The following is a 17,919-nucleotide window of genomic DNA, read 5'->3' as shown; positions in this document are numbered from 1 at the left end:
ATTGCCGTCTATCCTTGGGGGTGTGACGGCTGAAAGCTTTCTGCTTACCTATTTTTTTATTATTAAATCCTTAAAGGAGTGCGGCACATGTCAAAAGGGCATTCGCTACAAGACCCTTACTTGAATACTTTACGTAAAGAGAAAGTTGGGGTTTCCATCTACCTGGTCAACGGGATCAAACTGCAAGGCACGATCGAGTCGTTCGACCAGTTCGTCATCCTGCTGAAGAACACCGTCAGCCAGATGGTCTACAAGCACGCTATCTCTACAGTGGTACCGGTTCGTCCAATTCGTCTGCCTAGCGCAACCGAATCCGAACAGGGTGACGCTGAGCCAGGTAACGCCTGATAGGAGTCTCCTTTGTTCTTTGAGCGCCACGGTGGTGGTGAACGAGTGATCCTTGTTCACTTGGATGGACAGGACCCTGAGGCGCGCGAAGATCCGCAGGAGTTTCAGGAACTGGCTAATTCGGCGGGCGCCGAGACCGTTGCGTTTTTTAACGTGCCGCGTCATCGGCCAACCGCCAAATTCCTGATTGGCAGCGGCAAGGTCGAGGAGCTACGCGACCTGGTCCATGCCGAAAAGGCCGATCTGGTAATTTTCAATCACATCCTCACGCCCAGTCAGGAACGTAACCTCGAACGTGTTTTCGAGTGTCGCGTGATCGACCGTACCGGTCTGATTCTTGATATTTTCGCCCAGCGCGCCCGTACCCATGAAGGCAAGCTCCAGGTCGAACTGGCCCAGCTTGACCACATGAGCACCCGCCTGGTTCGTGGCTGGACTCACCTTGAGCGTCAGGGTGGCGGTATCGGCATGCGTGGCCCGGGTGAAACCCAGTTGGAAACCGACCGCCGCCTGCTGCGGGTTCGCCTGCGACAGATCAAGGGGCGGCTGGAAAAAGTGCGTAGCCAGCGCGAGCAATCGCGACGGGGTCGATCGCGTGCAGATATTCCTACCGTGTCTCTGGTGGGGTATACCAACGCCGGTAAATCCACGCTCTTCAACAACGTCACTAAATCCGACGTGTACGCGGCTGACCAGTTGTTTGCCACGCTGGACCCGACCTTGCGCCGTCTGGAACTGGACGACCTGGGGCCGATTGTCCTGGCGGACACTGTGGGTTTCATCCGCCACTTGCCGCACAAGCTGGTCGAGGCATTTCGGTCTACGCTCGAAGAGTCGAGCAACTCCGACTTGCTGTTGCACGTGATCGATGCAGCCGAACCGGATCGCATGTTGCAGATCGAGCAGGTGATGGTGGTGCTGGGCGAGATTGGGGCTCAGGACTTGCCGATCCTCGAGGTCTATAACAAACTCGATTTGCTTGAAGGCGTTGAGCCACAAATCCAGCGCGATGCCGATGGCAAGCCGCAACGGGTCTGGCTCTCGGCGCGTGATGGCAGTGGCCTGGAATTACTTGAGCAAGCGATTGCCGAGTTGCTGGGCAGTGAGTTGTTTGTGGGTACATTGCGTTTGCCGCAACGATTCGCTCGACTGCGTGCACAGTTCTTCGAGCTGGGCGCAGTACAGAAAGAAGAATACGACGAAGAAGGCATCAGTTTGCTGGACGTTCGTTTGCCACGGGTCGAACTCAATCGACTGGTGAGCCGCGAGGGGATGCAGCCGCTGGAATTCATCGAGCAACACACTTTGCAATAAAAGCCTGAAAAAGCGGTTGTGCCGCTATGACGGGCATTCTGTAGCATTGGTCGGCGCGCCGTGGGTGCGTCTTTGCTTTATCAGATGGAGAGCGCTATGGCTTGGAATGAGCCGGGTGGCAACTCGAATAATCAGGATCCTTGGGGTGGTAAGCGCCGCAATAATGGCGACCGCAAGGGGCCGCCAGATCTCGACGAGGCCTTCCGAAAGCTGCAGGAAAGCCTGAATGGGTTGTTCGGTGGTGGTAAGAAACGTGGTGACGATGGCGGTAGTTCGAGCAAGGGCGGCGGTTATGGCCTGCTCGGCATCGGCCTCGTCGTGCTGGCGGCCGTGTGGCTGTACAGCGCGGTTTATGTGGTCGACGAGCAGGAGCAAGCCGTAGTGCTGCGCTTCGGCAAGTACTACGAGACCGTTGGCCCGGGCCTGAACATCTACCTCCCGCCGATCGACAAGAAGTACATGGAAAACGTCACGCGTGAGCGTGCCTATACCAAGCAGGGTCAAATGCTGACTGAAGACGAGAACATCGTCGAAGTGCCGCTGACCGTGCAGTACAAGATCAGCAACCTGCAGGACTTCGTGCTGAACGTCGATCAGCCGGAAATCAGCCTCCAGCACGCAACCGACAGTGCCCTGCGCCACGTGGTGGGTTCTACCGCCATGGACCAGGTGCTGACTGAAGGTCGTGAATTGATGGCCAGCGAAATCAAGGAGCGTCTGCAACGCTTCCTCGATACCTATCGCACCGGTATCACCGTGACCCAGGTCAACGTACAGAACGCAGCGGCACCGCGTGAAGTGCAGGAAGCCTTCGATGACGTGATCCGTGCCCGTGAAGACGAGCAGCGTTCGCGCAACCAGGCTGAAACCTATGCCAACGGCGTCGTGCCGGAAGCGCGTGGTCAGGCCCAACGCATCATCGAAGACGCCAACGGTTACCGTGACGAAACAGTCTCGCGCGCCAAGGGTGAGGCCGACCGCTTCACCAAGCTGGTGGCCGAGTACCGCAAGGCCCCGGAAGTCACTCGTGAGCGTCTGTACCTGGACACCATGCAGGAAGTCTTCAGCAACACCAGCAAGGTTCTCGTGACCGGCAACAAGAATGGCCAGAGCAATCTGCTGTACTTGCCGCTGGACAAGATGATCGACAGTGGCCGTCCTGCCAGCGCTCCGGCGACCGGTGCCGCGGCCAGCAGCAATGAAGCGAATGCGCGTGCGGCAGCAGATCTGCAGCAACAGGCACGTACCAGGGAGAGTCGCTGATGAGCAATAAATCGCTGATCGCCCTTATTGTCGGCGTTGTCGTGGCGATCGCTGCCTGGAACTGCTTCTACATCGTGGCTCAGACCGAGCGTGCGGTGTTGCTGCAGTTCGGCCGCGTGGTCCAGGCTGATGTCCAGCCAGGCCTGCATGTGAAAGTGCCCTACGTTAACCAGGTGCGTAAATTTGACGCACGCCTGATGACCCTGGATGCACCGACACAGCGTTTCCTGACGCTGGAAAAGAAAGCCGTGATGGTCGATGCGTACGCCAAGTGGCGAGTCAAGGATGCCGAGCGCTTCTACACCGCGACATCCGGCCTCAAGCAGATTGCCGACGAGCGTTTGTCCCGCCGTCTGGAATCGGGCCTGCGTGACCAGTTTGGTAAGCGCACCCTGCACGAGGTGGTGTCTGGTGAGCGTGATGCGCTGATGGCGGATATCACGGCTTCGTTGAACAAGATGGCGGAACAAGAGCTGGGCATCGAAGTTGTCGATGTTCGGGTCAAGACCATCGACCTGCCGAAGGAAGTGAACCGCAGCGTGTTCGAGCGTATGAGCACCGAGCGTGAGCGTGAAGCCCGTGAGCACCGTGCCAAGGGTAACGAGCTGGCAGAAGGCATCCGTGCCGACGCCGATCGTCAGCGCCGCGTACTGTTGGCTGAAGCCTATCGTGAATCCGAAGAGGTTCGCGGTGACGGTGATGCCCAGGCCGCTTCGATCTACTCCAAGGCCTACGGCCAGGACCAGGAGTTCTACGCGTTCTACCGTAGCCTGCGCGCCTACCGTGAAAGCTTCGCGAACAAATCCGACGTCATGGTCCTGGATCCAAGCAGCGACTTCTTCCGTTACCTGGAAAAAGCCAAGCCTTGATCCGACACTGATCCAAAAGGAACCCCGCCGGGCGGCTAAAGCCTCTCGCGGGGTGATCCTTTGGGAAAACGTGTGTATGATGCGGCAGCCGGGAAATTCCCGGCTTTTTTGCGTCTGCACGTTTGATTGCGTGCAGTCGGGTTGAACAACTCGACAGGTTTTTCGAGGAAAGTGTTTGGCGAGGCCGGATTCAGGCCGATCGCCACGTCGTCCATGCGCGTGAAATTCTGTGCATGGGCCAGACATTTTCTGCTTCACTCAAGGCCGGCCGAGGGTTGGCCGCCCGGATCAAAGGGGAATGGCGTAATGGCAACGGTAGACCGCTGGCTGCTGCCAGATGGCATCGAAGAAGTACTGCCACCAGAGGCGGCGCGCATTGAAGTGGCGCGCCGTCAGGTGTTGGATCTGTTCCAGAGCTGGGGTTACGAGTTTGTCGTGACTCCCCATATCGAGTACCTGGAATCCCTGCTGACCGGTGCGGGCCAGGACCTGGATCTGCGCACCTTCAAGGTCATCGACCCGCAGTCGGGCCGGCAGATGGGTTTTCGTGCCGACATCACGCCGCAAGTGGCGCGCATCGATGCGCACACCCTGCGCCGCGAAGGCCCGAGCCGCCTGTGCTACGCCGGCAGTGTGCTGCATGCGCAGCCCCGTGCCTTGTCGACTTCGCGCAGCCCGATCCAGCTGGGCGCCGAGTTGTACGGCGACGCCAGCCCGAGTAGCGACGTCGAAGTCATCAGCCTGATGCTGGCCATGCTGCAACTGGCCGATGTGCCGGATGTGCATATGGACCTGGGCCACGTCGGTATCTACCGCGGCCTGGCCCGTGCGGCCGGTTTGTCCGGTGAGGTCGAGCAACAGCTGTTCGACGCCTTGCAACGCAAGGCTATCGACGAGGTCATTACCTTGACCGAAGGCCTGCCTGCCGACCTGGCGGGCATGCTGCGGGCGCTGGTCGACCTGTGTGGCGGCCGTGAAGTGCTGGCTGCTGCCCGTGAGCGCCTGGCCCAGGCGCCGGCGCCGGTGCTGGCAGCGCTGGACGACTTGCTGGCGATTGCCGAGCGGCTGTCCGTGCGTTTCCCGCAGTTGCCGCTGTACTTCGACCTGGGTGAGCTGCGTGGCTACCACTACCACACCGGTGTGGTGTTCGCGGTATTCGTGCCGGGTGTTGGCCAGTCCATTGCCCAGGGCGGTCGTTACGACGACATCGGCGCCGACTTCGGTCGTGCTCGTCCGGCCACCGGCTTCTCCACCGATTTGAAAACCCTGGTGACCCTGGGGCGTGCTGAGATCGAGCTACCGTCTGGCGGTATCTGGATGCCTGACAGTACGGATGCGGCACTCTGGCAGCAGGTTTGCCAGTTGCGCAGTGAGGGTCAGCGTGTCGTCCAGGCATTGCCTGGGCAACCATTGGCCGCCGCCCGTGACGCGGACTGCGACCGGCAATTGATTCAGCAGAACGGGCTTTGGCAAGTATTGCCGCTGGCTTCTTGAGTTTTCCTGCCGGCCGCTGCCGGCACCAAGTTTGCGCGAATGAGGACAAGTGTTATGGGTAAGAATGTCGTAGTCCTGGGCACCCAATGGGGTGATGAGGGCAAAGGCAAGATCGTTGATCTGCTGACCGAACATGCTGCCGCCGTAGTGCGCTACCAAGGTGGCCACAACGCTGGCCATACGCTGGTGATCGATGGCGAAAAAACTGTCTTGCACCTGATCCCTTCGGGCGTACTGCGCGAAGGCGTGCAGTGCCTGATCGGCAACGGCGTGGTGGTTGCACCAGACGCCCTGCTGCGCGAGATCACCAAGCTGGAAGAGAAAGGCGTACCGGTGCGCGAGCGCCTGCGTGTCAGCCCTTCCTGCCCGCTGATCCTGTCGTATCACGTAGCGCTGGACCAGGCTCGTGAAAAGGCCCGTGGCGAGCTGAAGATCGGTACTACCGGTCGCGGTATCGGCCCGGCCTACGAAGACAAGGTTGCGCGTCGTGGCCTGCGTGTGGGCGACCTGCTCAACATGCCGCGCTTTGCAGACAAACTGCGTGAACTGGTGGATTACCACAACTTCATGCTGGTGGGTTACTACAAAGAGCCAGCCATCGACTTCGAAAAGACCCTGGCCGAGTGCAAGGAATACGCTGAGCTGCTCACCCCGCTGATGCTGGATGTGACTGCCGAGCTGCACGACCTGCGTCGCGCTGGCAAAGACATCATGTTCGAAGGCGCCCAGGGTTCGTTGCTGGACATCGACCACGGCACCTACCCGTACGTGACCAGCTCCAACACCACCGCTGGCGGCGTTGCTACCGGTTCGGGTGTTGGCCCGATGTTCCTGGACTACATCCTGGGCATCACCAAGGCCTACACCACGCGTGTGGGTTCGGGTCCATTCCCGACTGAGCTGTTCGACGAAGTCGGTGCGCACCTGGCCAAGCAAGGTCACGAGTTCGGCGCGACTACCGGTCGTGCTCGTCGTTGTGGCTGGTTCGACGCCGTTATCCTGCGTCGCGCTATCGATGTGAACAGCATCTCGGGTATCTGCCTGACCAAGCTGGACGTACTCGACGGTCTGGAGACCATCAATATCTGCGTCGGCTACAAAGATGCAGAAGGCAACGACATTGCTCCGACCGACGCCGACAGCTACCTGGGCCTGCAGCCTGTGTACGAAGAAGTGCCAGGTTGGACCGAATCGACCGTGGGTGCCAAAACCCTGGAAGAGCTGCCAGCCAATGCCCGTGCTTACATCAAGCGCGTTGAACAGCTGATCGGCGCGCCGATCGACATTATTTCGACCGGTCCGGACCGCAACGAAACTATCGTTCTGCGTCACCCGTTCGCTTAATAAGCTGTTGATGTAAAACACAAAGGGCCCCTGATGGGGCCCTTTGTCGTTTGTGCCTGCCGTGCGGCATGACCTTTGCTGTGAATATCCCTTCGAGCGTGCTATCAGTTTAATAGCATCCAAGTAGAGGGATTTTCTGTGTCGGCCGTTCTCTCACTGTTACAAAGCCGTTTGTTGCGGCCCGTATTCGTTACCCTTGGTATCGCCCTTTTGGTGCAGGTGCTGGTGGCGGTTGCCCTGACGCGGAGCACCGTGACCGCCCTGGAGGCGGATCTGGGCGCGCGACTGGGCGCCGATAGCCAGAAGCTTTCGGGTGAGCTGGAACAAGCCGGACGCGAGGTCACTTCCAGTCTGGATAACCTCTCCACCAGTACCCGTCAGCGCCTGACGGCCGGTTTGTCTTCGCGACTCGAGGATGAGCAGGCACAACTGCGCGCCACCCTGGAAAAGGACCTCAAGGACTCGGCCAATGACATGGCCCAGCTCCTGGCATCGGTCGCACCGCGCGCCATGTGGGACAGCGATGTTCCGACCCTGTCCGAGTTCGCCCGGCGCGCCCAGCGCAATCCCAATGTGTTGTTTGTGGTGTACGACGATGCCACCGGCCAGCACCTGACCCGCTACCTGAACCGGGAAAACCTGATCAACAAGGCCCTTTTGGAGAAAGGCCAGGGCGAGCGCGCCTTGGATAAAGTGCTGGATGCGGCGAAAAACGATCCGTCGGTGTTCTACGTCGAGGCATCGATCAACCCTAATGGCGTGGAAATCGGCAAGGTACTCATGGGGGTTTCCACGGCCTCGGTCGAGGCGGACCTGGCTGCACTCGACAAGCGCTTCTCGGCGCTGATCGCCAGCAGCGATCAGCTGGTCGGTGACAGCCTCAAGGGCGCCGCGGCTGACAGCGCTACAGCCATGCGCGCGCGCCTGCAGTCGGCGCAGGCCACTGCCAGCGAGATGCAGGCCAATACCACCGCTACCGTACAGGAAGCCGCGGCGACTCTGCGCTGGCGGATCGGCATGGCGTTGGCCCTGGTCGGCTGCGGTGTGTTGCTGCTGCTCGCGGTGGTGCTCGGGCGGCGAGTCGTCAATCGCCTGAAGTTACTGATTGCCGCGATGGATGACCTGGCGGCGGGCGAGGGCGACCTGACCAAGCGCGTGCAGATCAACAGCCAGGACGAAATCGGCGACATGGCGTCGGCGGTCAATCGGTTTGTGGATAAGTTGCAGCCGATCGTTCGCGAGGCCGGTGATGTGGCCCAGCGCACAGGTGTGGAAATCGGCGCCATGAGCCAACGTAACGCCGGGGCCGATGCCGCGGCGAAATCCCAGCGCGATGAAGTGGCAGAGAGCCTGCGGGCGCTGTCACAGATGGCGGACGAGGCGCAGGCTGAAAGTCATGCCATGCAGGCGGCCTTGCAGCAGGTGGTGGATATTCGCCAGGCGACCGATGAAAACACCCGTACCTCGGCTCAGGTCGGCAGCTTGATCGAAGCGCTGGCCGGGCAGGTGGATACGGGCGCCAAGGTGATCGAGCGGCTGGCCCAGCAAAGCGAGCAGATCGAGGTGGTCCTGGAGGTGATCCACGGCATTGCCGAGCAGACCAATCTGCTGGCCCTTAATGCCGCCATCGAAGCGGCGCGGGCCGGTGAGACCGGGCGCGGTTTCGCGGTTGTGGCGGACGAAGTGCGGGCGCTGGCGAGCAAGACACAAAGCTCCACCGGCGACATCCAGGCGCACATCGGTGCCCTGCAGCAGGGCGCGCGTGAAGCGGTAGCGGCGATCGGCCAGGCAGGGCGCCAGGCCAACGAAGGGTTGTTGGTATTGCGCGACAATGCACGGCTGCAGCAGTCGGTGCAGGCCTCTGTCGAACAAGTGCATGCGGCCATCGGCCTGGCGACCCAGGCGGCGGCGCATCAGGCCAAGGGCGCGCAAGCGGTGCGCGGACGGGTCCAGACCATCCATGCCCAGGCCGAGAAGGCGGCCCAGGCGGTGGTTGAAACCACGGCCAGCGGCAAAGTGCTGGATGGCTTGGCGGCGCAGTTGAAGGCCAGCCTGGGGCAGTTCCGGGCTTGATGCGGGGTATCGGCTGTCGCTATCGCGAGCAGGCTCGCGATGGCGATCTCAGCGGCTCAGATACATCCGCGTCGTAAGCAAATAGACCGGCAGCCCCGACACCAGAATCAGCAGCGCCGCATAGGGTGCTGCTGCCGCAAACTCGACATTCGCAGTGTGAGCCCAGACCTCGGTGGCCAGGGTGTTGAGCCCGGTCGGGCTGAGCAGCAGGGTCGCCGTCAGCTCTTTCATCGCATCGAGGAACACCAGGGCAAAGGCTGCGCCCAGCGCCGGAAAGATGATCGGCAGCGTCACTCGCACAAAGGCGCTGAACGAGGACGCGCCGAGGGTGCGGGCGGCCTCTTCGAGTTGCGGAGCAGCCTTGTTCAGGGCCGTGCGAATCGGTGCCTGGGCCAGCGGCAGGAATAGCAAGGCGTAGGCGATCAGCAGCAACCCCGAGGTCTGGTACAGCGCCGGCACATAGTGCAAGGCGAAGTAGACCAGCGTCAGGGCGATCACCAGGCCAGGCAGCGCGTGCAGTAAATACGGCAGGCGTTCAGCCCAGAGCGCCAGGCGGCCCTTGTAGCGCACCACCAGCAAGCCCACGGGCACCGCCAGCACCAGGCACAGCGCTGCGCCGCCCAGGGACAAGGCCAGTGATGACAGCAGCGCTTCGCCGATTGCCGCCATCGGGAAAGCTGCCGATGAGCCTACCGCCAGCCAGTATCCGAGCATGCCCAGGGGAATCCCGCTGCCGACAATCGCCAGCAACAGGCAGTAAAGCTGGCCTAGCGGTGCCAGGGCGCCCAGGCGAACCTGCTCGGCATGCCGCGCGGCACCCTGGCCAATCCGCACATGGCGGCCCTTGCCGCGCACCCGCAGCTCCAGCCACAACAGCACCAGGCACAGCGCCAGCAGGACGGCGGAGAGCATTGCCGCATTGGCGTTGCTGAACTCCAGCTCAAACTGTTGATAGATCGCCGTGGTGAAAGTTTGCAGGCCGATGATCGACAGGGCGCCGAATTCCACCAGCATGTGCAGGGCAATCAGCAGCGAGCCAGCCAGCAGCGAGGGCCAGAGCAGAGGCAGGGTGATCTTGAAGAGCACGCCCCAGCGGTTCAGGCCCAGGGTGCGGGCCGACTCCTCCAGGGCGGGGTCGAGATTGCGCAGGGTCGCCGCCACCGGGAGGAAAATCAGCGGGTACTTGGACAGGCTCATCACCAGGATCGCCCCGCCCAGGCCTTCGAAGCTGGAGCTCAGGGAGACCCAGGTAAAACTGCTGACGAAGGCCGGGACGGCAAACGGCAAGCACAGAATCACCCCCCATACGCGCCGCCCCCGCAGGTTGCTGCGCTCCAGCAGCCAGGCCAGCGACAGGCCGACCAAGGCGCAGGCCAGCGTGACGCCGATCATCAGCAGCAGGGTGTTGCGCAGCAGGCCGAACACATAGGGTCGCCATAGCAGATGCACCGCCTGCGCCCAGCCGGCCTGCCAGGCTTTGAGGCCGACATACAGCAGTGGCAGCAGGCTCAGGCAGACCAGTAGCAGCACCGGTAGCAGCAACCAGATCGAAGGCCGCTTGCGCCGGGGTACATAGGCTGCGCGCGAGGCGGAGGCGGGCAGGGAGGCGCTCATCAGTTCAAGCCAACTTCACGTTCCAGTTCCAGGGCTTCCTCGGCATTGCCCAGGTCGGCCGGGGTGACTTTCGGCGCTTGCAGTTCGTTGAACGGCTTGAGTCCGCGATCCGACTCCATGCCTTTATGCAGCGGATACTCGGCGGTGGTCTGGGTAATCACACGCTGGCCCTCTTCGCTGGCCATATAGGCGAGTAGTTGCTGGGCTTCTTGCGGGTGCTTGCTGGACTTGAGCACAGCGGCGCTGGAAACGGTGATCAGGCCGCCGACGTCGCCGTCGCTGAAGTAATACAGCTTCGAGTCGAGCTGGCCTTTTTCCCGTTGCAGGGCGAACCAGTAGTAGTTGTTCACCAGCACCGTGGCTACTTCACCGTTTTCCACGGCCTTGAGGGCGACCATGTTGTTGCTGTAGGTCTTGCCGAACGCCCGCAGGCCGGTCAGCCATTCTTCGGCCGCATCCATGCCGTGCACTTTGATGATCGCCACGGCCTGTTCCTGGAACGCGCCACTGGTGGGTACGAACCCGACCTTGCCTTGCCATTTCGGATCGGAGAACTCCATCACCGATTTTGGCAGGTCTTTTTCGTCGATCAGTTTCGGATTGTAGGCCACCACGCGGACCCGGGCGGTGACGCCGATCCAGGTGCCATTGCTGGCCACGTAATCCTTGGGCAGCACTGCCAGAGTGGCATCGTCGGTCTTGGCCAGCAGGCCTTGTTCGCCCAGCTTGTTCAGTGGCGGCGACTCTTCGGTGTAGATCACGTCGGCGGGTGAGCGCTCGCCTTCCTCCACGACCTGGCTGGCAAGCTGGTTGCTGCTGCCTTTGCGTACGTTGACGTGAATCCCGGTCTTGGCTTCGAAGGCTTTGGCGACGGCATCGCCGACTTCCTTGTGCTGGCCGTTATAAAGCGTCAGGGAAACCGGATCGGCCGCCTGGGTGAGTGGGCAGGCCAGGGCCAGCCCTAGCAGCGTGAAGGTCAGGCCGCGGCGCAGGGTATTTCGAAACATCATTCGCAGGGTTCCTCACTGTCGCATTGCAAAAACTTGAAACAATGATAAACGATATTGTTTCTCAAGTGCGCCTTGCGGGGAGGAGGAGGGTCTGGTAGGCCTTGTCGAAGGTCGCGATGCTTTTTAAATCCCGGAAACGCAAAAACCCGCTTTCGCGGGTTTTTGTGAGATTCAAGATCATCGACCTTGAATTTGAATTGGTGCCCAGAAGAAGACTCGAACTTCCACGACCTTGCGGTCACCAGCACCTGAAGCTGGCGTGTCTACCAATTTCACCATCTGGGCAGTATCGACAACGTTGCCGCTGTTGATGTGGCGCACTATACGGAGCGCTATTTGATCTGTAAACCCCTGATTTAATAAAATTAAATCAAACCGCTAAAATGCAAAAACCCGCTTTCGCGGGTTTTTGTGTGAGCCTTGAAATTGAACTAATCTCAAGCTCGTAATTGGTGCCCAGAAGAAGACTCGAACTTCCACGACCTTGCGGTCACCAGCACCTGAAGCTGGCGTGTCTACCAATTTCACCATCTGGGCAGTATCGGCAACGCTGTACGTCGTCGATGGCGCGCACTATACGGAGCGTCGTTTTAACTGTAAACCCCTGATATCAAAAAAACAGGGAAAATTTTACGAATGCTGCCGGGCGGTCGCATTCCGGCGGCAGGAAAGGGCATTTGGGGCCTTCAGTAGCCTGAAATTTCCCGTTTCATTACGCCTATGCCAAACTAACCCGCATATAGACAAGGTGAAAACTCTCTAATGGCCGATTGGCAGTCCCTCGATCCCGAGGCCGCTCGTGAAGCGGAAAAATATGAAAACCCTATTCCTAGCCGCGAACTGATCCTTCAGCACCTTGCTGATCGAGGTTCGCCTGCTAACCGCGAGCAACTGGTCGAAGAGTTTGGTCTGACCACTGAAGACCAGGTCGAAGCCCTGCGCCGCCGCCTGCGCGCCATGGAGCGCGACGCTCAACTGATCTACACCCGTCGTGGTACTTACGCACCGGTGGACAAGCTCGACCTGATCCTTGGCCGCATCAGCGGTCACCGTGACGGCTTCGGCTTCCTGGTGCCGGACGACGGCAGTGACGACCTGTTCATGAGCCCGGCGCAAATGCGCCTGGTGTTCGACGGCGACCGTGCCCTGGCGCGCGTGTCTGGCCTGGATCGTCGCGGGCGTCGCGAAGGCATGATCGTCGAAGTGGTGTCGCGTGCTCACGAAACCATCGTCGGCCGCTACTTCGAAGAAGGCGGCATCGGCTTTGTCGTCGCTGACAACCCGAAGATCCAGCAGGAAGTGCTGGTGACCCCGGGCCGCAACGCCAACGCGAAGGTCGGTCAATTCGTTGAAGTGAAGATTACCCATTGGCCAACCCCACGCTTCCAGCCGCAAGGCGACGTGGTCGAGGTAGTGGGTAACTACATGGCGCCGGGCATGGAAATCGATGTCGCCCTGCGCACCTACGACATTCCTCACGTCTGGCCGGAAGCGGTCCTCAAGGAGGCGGCCAAGCTCAAGCCGGAAGTCGAAGAGAAGGACAAAGAGAAGCGCATCGACCTGCGCCATCTGCCGTTCGTCACCATCGACGGCGAAGATGCCCGCGACTTCGATGACGCCGTCTACTGCGAGTCCAAGCCAGGCAAGCTGCGCCTGTTCTCCGGCGGCTGGAAGTTGTACGTGGCGATTGCCGACGTTTCCAGCTACGTGAAGATCGGCTCGGCCCTGGATAACGAGTCCCAGGTTCGCGGCAACTCGGTGTACTTCCCCGAGCGCGTGATCCCGATGCTGCCTGAGCAGCTGTCCAACGGCCTGTGCTCGCTGAATCCGCACGTCGATCGCCTGGCCATGGTTTGCGAGATGACCATCTCCAAGTCCGGCGAAATGACCGACTACTGCTTCTACGAAGCGGTGATCCACTCCCACGCCCGCCTGACCTACAACAAGGTCAGCGCGATGCTGGAAACGCCGAAACTCTCCGAGGCGCGTCAACTGCGCGGCGAGTACAACGACGTCCTGCCACACCTCAAGCAGCTCTACTCGCTGTACAAAGTGTTGCTGGCCGCTCGTCACGTGCGTGGTGCGATCGATTTCGAAACTCAGGAAACCCGGATCATCTTCGGTTCCGAGCGCAAGATCGCGGAAATTCGCCCGACTGTGCGTAACGACGCGCACAAGCTGATCGAGGAATGCATGCTGGCGGCCAACGTGGCCACCGCCGAGTTCCTCAAGAAGCACGAGATTCCTGCGTTGTATCGTGTTCACGATGGCCCGCCACCGGAGCGCCTGGAAAAACTGCGCGCCTTCCTCGGCGAGCTCGGCCTGTCCCTGCACAAAGGCAAGGATGGTCCGTCGCCGAAGGACTACCAGGCCTTGCTGGCCGGTATCAAGGATCGCCCGGATTTCCACCTGATCCAGACGGTCATGCTGCGTTCGTTGAGCCAGGCGGTGTACAGCGCGGACAATCAGGGCCACTTCGGCCTGAATTACGAAGCCTATACCCACTTCACCTCGCCGATCCGCCGCTACCCGGACCTGCTCACGCACCGGGCGATTCGCAGTGTCATCCATTCGAAGATGAACACCCCGCACGTCAAGCGTGCTGGCGCGATGAGTATTCCGAAGGCGCGTATCTATCCGTACGACGAAGCGACGCTGGAGCAACTCGGCGAGCAGTGCTCGATGAGCGAGCGCCGCGCCGACGAAGCCACTCGCGACGTGGTGAACTGGCTCAAGTGCGAGTTCATGAAAGATCGCGTGGGCGAGTCGTTCCCGGGTGTGATCACCGCCGTGACCGGTTTTGGCCTGTTCGTCGAGCTGACCGATATCTATGTCGAAGGCCTGGTCCATGTCACCGCGTTGCCGGGCGACTACTACCACTTCGACCCTGTGCACCACCGCCTGGCCGGTGAACGTACCGGCCGCAGCTTCCGCCTCGGCGACACCGTCGAAGTGCGCGTGATGCGGGTTGACCTGGACGAGCGCAAGATCGACTTCGAGATGGCGGAAAAAACCATCAGCGCACCGATCGGCCGCAAGAAGCGCGGCAGCGAAACCGCCGCTCCGGCTGCCAAGACCGCCGCAGAACCGGCGCCGGCGAAAACCGGTCGTCGTGGTCCTGCCAAGGAAAAGGCTGCCGAAGCCTACCGCCCAAGCGATGCCGCGGCGAAAAACGCCGAAGTGCGCAAGAGTCGGGAAATGAAACAGGCGTTGCTGGCCGAAGCGAAAAGCGGTGGTAAAGCGGCGTCTGGGGGAAAGACCGGACGGTCGGCGCCTGAAAAGGCCACCGGCGGCAAGCCAGCCAAACCGAGTAAACACCGTAAGGGTCCGCCAAAAGCGGGCTCGGCTCCAGCCAAAAGCGGCGGGGCACGTAAACCTAAGGCCAAGTCATGAGTCAGTTGGAAAAAATCTACGGCGTGCATGCGGTAGAAGCATTGCTGCGTCACCACCCGAAACGCGTCAAGCAGATCTGGCTGGCCGAAGGCCGCAGCGATCCGCGGGTGCAGACGCTGATCGAGCTGGCCAGCGAAAACCGCGTTGCGGTCGGCCAGGCCGAGCGTCGTGAGCTGGATGCCTGGGTCGAGGGCGTGCACCAGGGCGTGGTTGCGGACGTCAGTCCGAGCCAGGTCTGGGGTGAGGCCATGCTCGACGAGCTGTTGGACCGTACCGAAGGCGCACCGCTGTTGCTGGTGCTCGACGGTGTGACCGACCCGCACAACCTCGGTGCCTGCCTGCGTTCGGCCGATGCGGCCGGTGCGCTGGCGGTGATCGTGCCGAAGGACAAGTCAGCGACCCTGACCCCGACTGTACGAAAAGTAGCCTGTGGCGCCGCGGAAGTGATTCCGTTGGTGGCCGTGACCAACCTGGCGCGCACCCTGGAAAAACTCAAGCAGCGTGGCTTGTGGGTGGTCGGAACGGCGGGCGAAGCCGAGCAGAGCCTGTATCAGCAGGACATGACCGGCCCGACGATCCTGATCATGGGCGCCGAAGGCAGCGGCATGCGTCGCCTGACCCGTGACCTGTGCGACTACCTGGTGCACTTGCCGATGACCGGCAGCGTCAGCAGCCTCAACGTGTCCGTGGCCACAGGTGTCTGCCTGTTCGAAGCCCAGCGTCAGCGCAGCGTCAAGGCTGCCGGGACCGGCAAAAAGTCCTGATCCGGTTGTGTTCCCTGTAGGAGCGAGCTTGCTCGCGATAGCGGTGCAACATTCGGCATCAATGTTGAATGTTGCGCCCTCATCGCGAGCAAGCTCGCTCCTACAGGGGTTTGTGGTGTCGCGCAAATGCGCATGCGAACGAACTGTTCAAATATTCACCAATAACCTTGCACCTCTCCTGTCCCTTCTCTACAATTGCGCCCCTTGCTGTGACGGCAGGCACGCATGTGTCTATCGCAAGCAAGTCCATAAGTGTCATTCACTCCTTGTCTGACCGCTTTTGAGCGGCAGGCTACAACCCGTAAGGAGCATTCATGCGTCATTACGAAATCATCTTTTTGGTCCACCCGGATCAAAGCGAGCAAGTCGGCGGCATGGTTGAGCGTTACACCAAGCTGATCGAAGAAGACGGCGGCAAAATCCACCGTCTGGAAGATTGGGGCCGTCGTCAACTGGCCTACGCAATCAACAATGTTCACAAGGCTCACTACGTGATGCTGAACGTTGAGTGCACTGGCAAGGCCCTGGCCGAGCTGGAAGACAACTTCCGCTACAACGATGCAGTGATCCGTAACCTGGTCATCCGTCGCGAAGAAGCCGTTACCGGCCAATCCGAGATGCTCAAGGCTGAAGAAAACCGCAGTGAGCGCCGTGAGCGTCGCGACCGTCCTGAGCACGAAGGCGCCGAAAGCGCTGATAGTGATGACAGCGACAACAGCGATAACGCTGACGAGTAATCCACGGACCTTTTAAGGAGCCTATCAAATGGCACGTTTCTTCCGTCGTCGTAAATTCTGCCGCTTCACCGCTGAAGACGTGAAAGAGATCGATTACAAAGATCTCAACACTCTGAAAGCCTACGTATCCGAGACCGGCAAAATCGTTCCAAGCCGCATCACCGGTACCAAAGCACGTTATCAGCGTCAGCTGGCCACCGCTATCAAGCGCGCCCGCTTCCTGGCCCTGCTGGCCTACACCGACAGCCACGGCCGCTGAGACCGGGCAGTCGACACGTAGTAAGGGATTGAATGCATGCGTGCCATAGCTGAGTTCATCATGCGCGGCCGTATGCAGGCCACTCTCGTAGTGGCCGGATGCGCGGCATTGCCGTTGTTGTATTGGTTGGGTGCTGCCGCAGGGAGCCTGGTGCTGCTGCGGCGCGGATTGAAGGACGCCTTGGGCGTCCTTGCTCTGGGGATGCTGCCAGCCTTGATTTGGTGGCTGTATTCCGATGATCCACGGGCACTCATGGTGCTGCTGGGATCTTCGGGCCTTGCGTTGGTTTTACGCGCAAGTGAGTCCTGGAACCGCACGCTGCTGGTCAGCGTAGCGATGGGAGTGGTGTTTTCGGTGGTGCTGGGTGCGGTTTACCGTCCCCACATCGAGATGCTGGCACAGGAACTGGTCAAGATCCTGCCGCTGGCCCTCGGTGACCTCTACCAGCAATTGTCGGTAGAGGAGCGAGCGCGTCTCGCCGCCCTGATTGCACCGGTCCTGACTGGCCTGATAGCGGCCTTGTTGCAAATCGTCAGTGTGCTGAGCCTGATTGTCGGGCGCTACTGGCAGGCGTTGTTGTACAACCCCGGTGGTTTTGGTCGCGAGTTTCGCGCCATCCGAATCCCGCTGGGGCCGGCGATGTTGCTGCTGGCGTGCATGCTTCTGGGGCCGAATTTCGGTACCCAGATGGCCATGTTGACGCCGTTGTGCAGCGTACCGCTGGTGTTCGCCGGGCTGGCCTTGATTCATGGGCTGGTGGCTGAAAAGCGACTGGCCAAGTTTTGGCTGGTGGGGTTGTACGTAACGCTGTTGCTGTTTATGCAGCTGATCTATCCGTTGCTGGTGGTCCTGGCCATTGTCGACAGCCTGATTGATTTTCGCGGTCGTTTGACGCCGAAAGACGTCGATAACGCGAACGGTGAAGGTTAAAAGTTAAGAGGATTTTCACATGCAACTGATCCTTCTGGAAAAAGTCGCCAACCTGGGCAACCTGGGCGACAAAGTGAACGTTAAGGCTGGTTACGGCCGTAACTACCTGCTGCCTTACGGCAAGGCTACCGCTGCGACCGCTGCCAACCTGGCTGCGTTCGAAGAGCGTCGTGCTGAGCTGGAAAAACTGGCTGCAGACAAAAAAGCTTCGGCTGAAAGCCGCGCTGCCCAACTGGCTGAGCTGGAAGTGACTATCACTGCCACCGCCGGTGACGAAGGCAAGCTGTTCGGTTCGATCGGTACTCACGACATCGCTGATGCACTGACCGCCTCTGGCGTTGAAGTTGCAAAAAGCGAAGTTCGTCTGCCGAACGGCACCATCCGCAACGTAGGTGAATTCGACGTAGCCGTGCACCTGCACGCTGAAGTTGAAGCCACCGTACGCGTTGTCGTGGTAGCAGCTTAAGCAGCACCTAACTGACTGGCACCTCGCGTGTCAGCCAGTTA

15 protein-coding genes and 2 tRNA genes are annotated in these 17,919 nt (G+C 60.4%); 13 read left to right on the top strand and 4 right to left on the bottom strand.

All coding sequences use genetic code 11. The features are described 5' to 3' along the window. Nucleotides 1–87 precede the first annotated feature (87 nt). The 7 genes from hfq (at nt 88) to ACM6IP_RS16730 (ending at nt 8,705) form a co-directional block, all read left to right on the top strand. On the top strand, nt 88–348 hold the full coding sequence (gene hfq, locus ACM6IP_RS16760) for an RNA chaperone Hfq (protein WP_010221594.1): 261 nt from the start codon (nt 88–90) through the stop codon (nt 346–348). A 12-nt stretch (nt 349–360) separates the two neighbouring features. Beyond that, nucleotides 361–1,662 carry a ribosome rescue GTPase HflX gene (gene hflX / locus ACM6IP_RS16755; RefSeq protein ID WP_095169573.1) on the top strand — a complete coding sequence of 434 codons (1,302 nt, stop codon included), beginning with the start codon at nt 361–363 and terminating at the stop codon, nt 1,660–1,662. 96 nt (nt 1,663–1,758) lie between these two features. Beyond that, nucleotides 1,759–2,925 carry an FtsH protease activity modulator HflK gene (gene hflK, locus ACM6IP_RS16750; RefSeq protein WP_095169572.1) on the top strand — a complete coding sequence of 389 codons (1,167 nt, stop codon included), beginning with the start codon at nt 1,759–1,761 and terminating at the stop codon, nt 2,923–2,925. Then, nucleotides 2,925–3,794, top strand: a complete 870-nt coding sequence (gene hflC, locus ACM6IP_RS16745) for a protease modulator HflC (RefSeq protein ID WP_095169571.1) — start codon at nt 2,925–2,927, stop codon at nt 3,792–3,794. The genes hflK and hflC overlap by 1 nt, the downstream gene beginning before the upstream one ends. A gap of 306 nt (nt 3,795–4,100) precedes the next feature. Beyond that, nucleotides 4,101–5,288, top strand: coding sequence for an ATP phosphoribosyltransferase regulatory subunit (locus ACM6IP_RS16740; RefSeq protein WP_095169570.1), 1,188 nt, complete (start codon nt 4,101–4,103; stop codon nt 5,286–5,288). A 54-nt stretch (nt 5,289–5,342) separates the two neighbouring features. After that, entirely contained in the window at nt 5,343–6,632 is a 1,290-nt protein-coding gene (locus tag ACM6IP_RS16735; protein ID WP_095169569.1) for an adenylosuccinate synthase, read from the top strand. A gap of 138 nt (nt 6,633–6,770) precedes the next feature. Continuing rightward, entirely contained in the window at nt 6,771–8,705 is a 1,935-nt protein-coding gene (locus ACM6IP_RS16730; protein ID WP_414861902.1) for a methyl-accepting chemotaxis protein, read from the top strand. Between the two features lie 48 nt (nt 8,706–8,753). Here the strand turns inward: ACM6IP_RS16730 and ACM6IP_RS16725 are convergent, their stop codons facing one another. The 4 genes from ACM6IP_RS16725 to ACM6IP_RS16710 form a co-directional block, all read right to left on the bottom strand. Then, nucleotides 8,754–10,319 (bottom strand): ABC transporter permease, encoded by a 1,566-nt coding sequence (locus ACM6IP_RS16725; RefSeq protein ID WP_414861901.1) that lies wholly within the window; start codon nt 10,317–10,319, stop codon nt 8,754–8,756. Then, a complete protein-coding gene (locus ACM6IP_RS16720) occupies nt 10,319–11,329 on the bottom strand; it encodes an extracellular solute-binding protein (RefSeq protein ID WP_095169566.1) in 1,011 nt (336 codons plus the stop codon). Before ACM6IP_RS16720 ends, ACM6IP_RS16725 begins: the two co-directional genes overlap by 1 nt. Nucleotides 11,330–11,527: 198 nt before the next feature. After that, a tRNA-Leu gene (locus ACM6IP_RS16715) sits at nt 11,528–11,614 on the bottom strand. Between the two features lie 165 nt (nt 11,615–11,779). Next, nucleotides 11,780–11,866, bottom strand: a tRNA-Leu gene (locus ACM6IP_RS16710). A 225-nt stretch (nt 11,867–12,091) separates the two neighbouring features. On the opposite strand from ACM6IP_RS16710, the gene rnr reads away from it, so the two are divergent. The 6 genes from rnr to rplI all read left to right on the top strand — a co-directional run bounded on the left by rnr (nt 12,092) and on the right by rplI (nt 17,878). Further along, nucleotides 12,092–14,722, top strand: coding sequence for a ribonuclease R (gene rnr, locus ACM6IP_RS16705; RefSeq protein WP_159993455.1), 2,631 nt, complete (start codon nt 12,092–12,094; stop codon nt 14,720–14,722). After that, the gene (gene rlmB, locus ACM6IP_RS16700; RefSeq protein ID WP_095169564.1) at nt 14,719–15,486 is read left to right on the top strand and encodes a 23S rRNA (guanosine(2251)-2'-O)-methyltransferase RlmB; all 768 of its coding nucleotides are present in this window, start codon (nt 14,719–14,721) and stop codon (nt 15,484–15,486) included. Before rnr ends, rlmB begins: the two co-directional genes overlap by 4 nt. A gap of 314 nt (nt 15,487–15,800) precedes the next feature. After that, nucleotides 15,801–16,223 carry a 30S ribosomal protein S6 gene (rpsF, locus tag ACM6IP_RS16695; RefSeq protein WP_003217491.1) on the top strand — a complete coding sequence of 141 codons (423 nt, stop codon included), beginning with the start codon at nt 15,801–15,803 and terminating at the stop codon, nt 16,221–16,223. 28 nt (nt 16,224–16,251) lie between these two features. Continuing rightward, nucleotides 16,252–16,482 carry a 30S ribosomal protein S18 gene (gene rpsR, locus ACM6IP_RS16690; protein WP_002551829.1) on the top strand — a complete coding sequence of 77 codons (231 nt, stop codon included), beginning with the start codon at nt 16,252–16,254 and terminating at the stop codon, nt 16,480–16,482. A gap of 36 nt (nt 16,483–16,518) precedes the next feature. Further along, a complete protein-coding gene (locus ACM6IP_RS16685; protein ID WP_095169563.1) occupies nt 16,519–17,412 on the top strand; it encodes a hypothetical protein in 894 nt (297 codons plus the stop codon). Nucleotides 17,413–17,431: 19 nt separating this feature from the next. After that, the gene (gene rplI / locus ACM6IP_RS16680; RefSeq protein WP_095169562.1) at nt 17,432–17,878 is read left to right on the top strand and encodes a 50S ribosomal protein L9; all 447 of its coding nucleotides are present in this window, start codon (nt 17,432–17,434) and stop codon (nt 17,876–17,878) included. Nucleotides 17,879–17,919 lie beyond the last annotated feature (41 nt).

It is taken from the genome of Pseudomonas sp. IT-P176, assembly GCF_949767245.1.
Lineage (GTDB): Bacteria > Pseudomonadota > Gammaproteobacteria > Pseudomonadales > Pseudomonadaceae > Aquipseudomonas.
The sequence above is the reverse complement of the archived record's forward strand: the minus strand, read 5'-3'. Positions and strand labels throughout refer to the sequence as shown.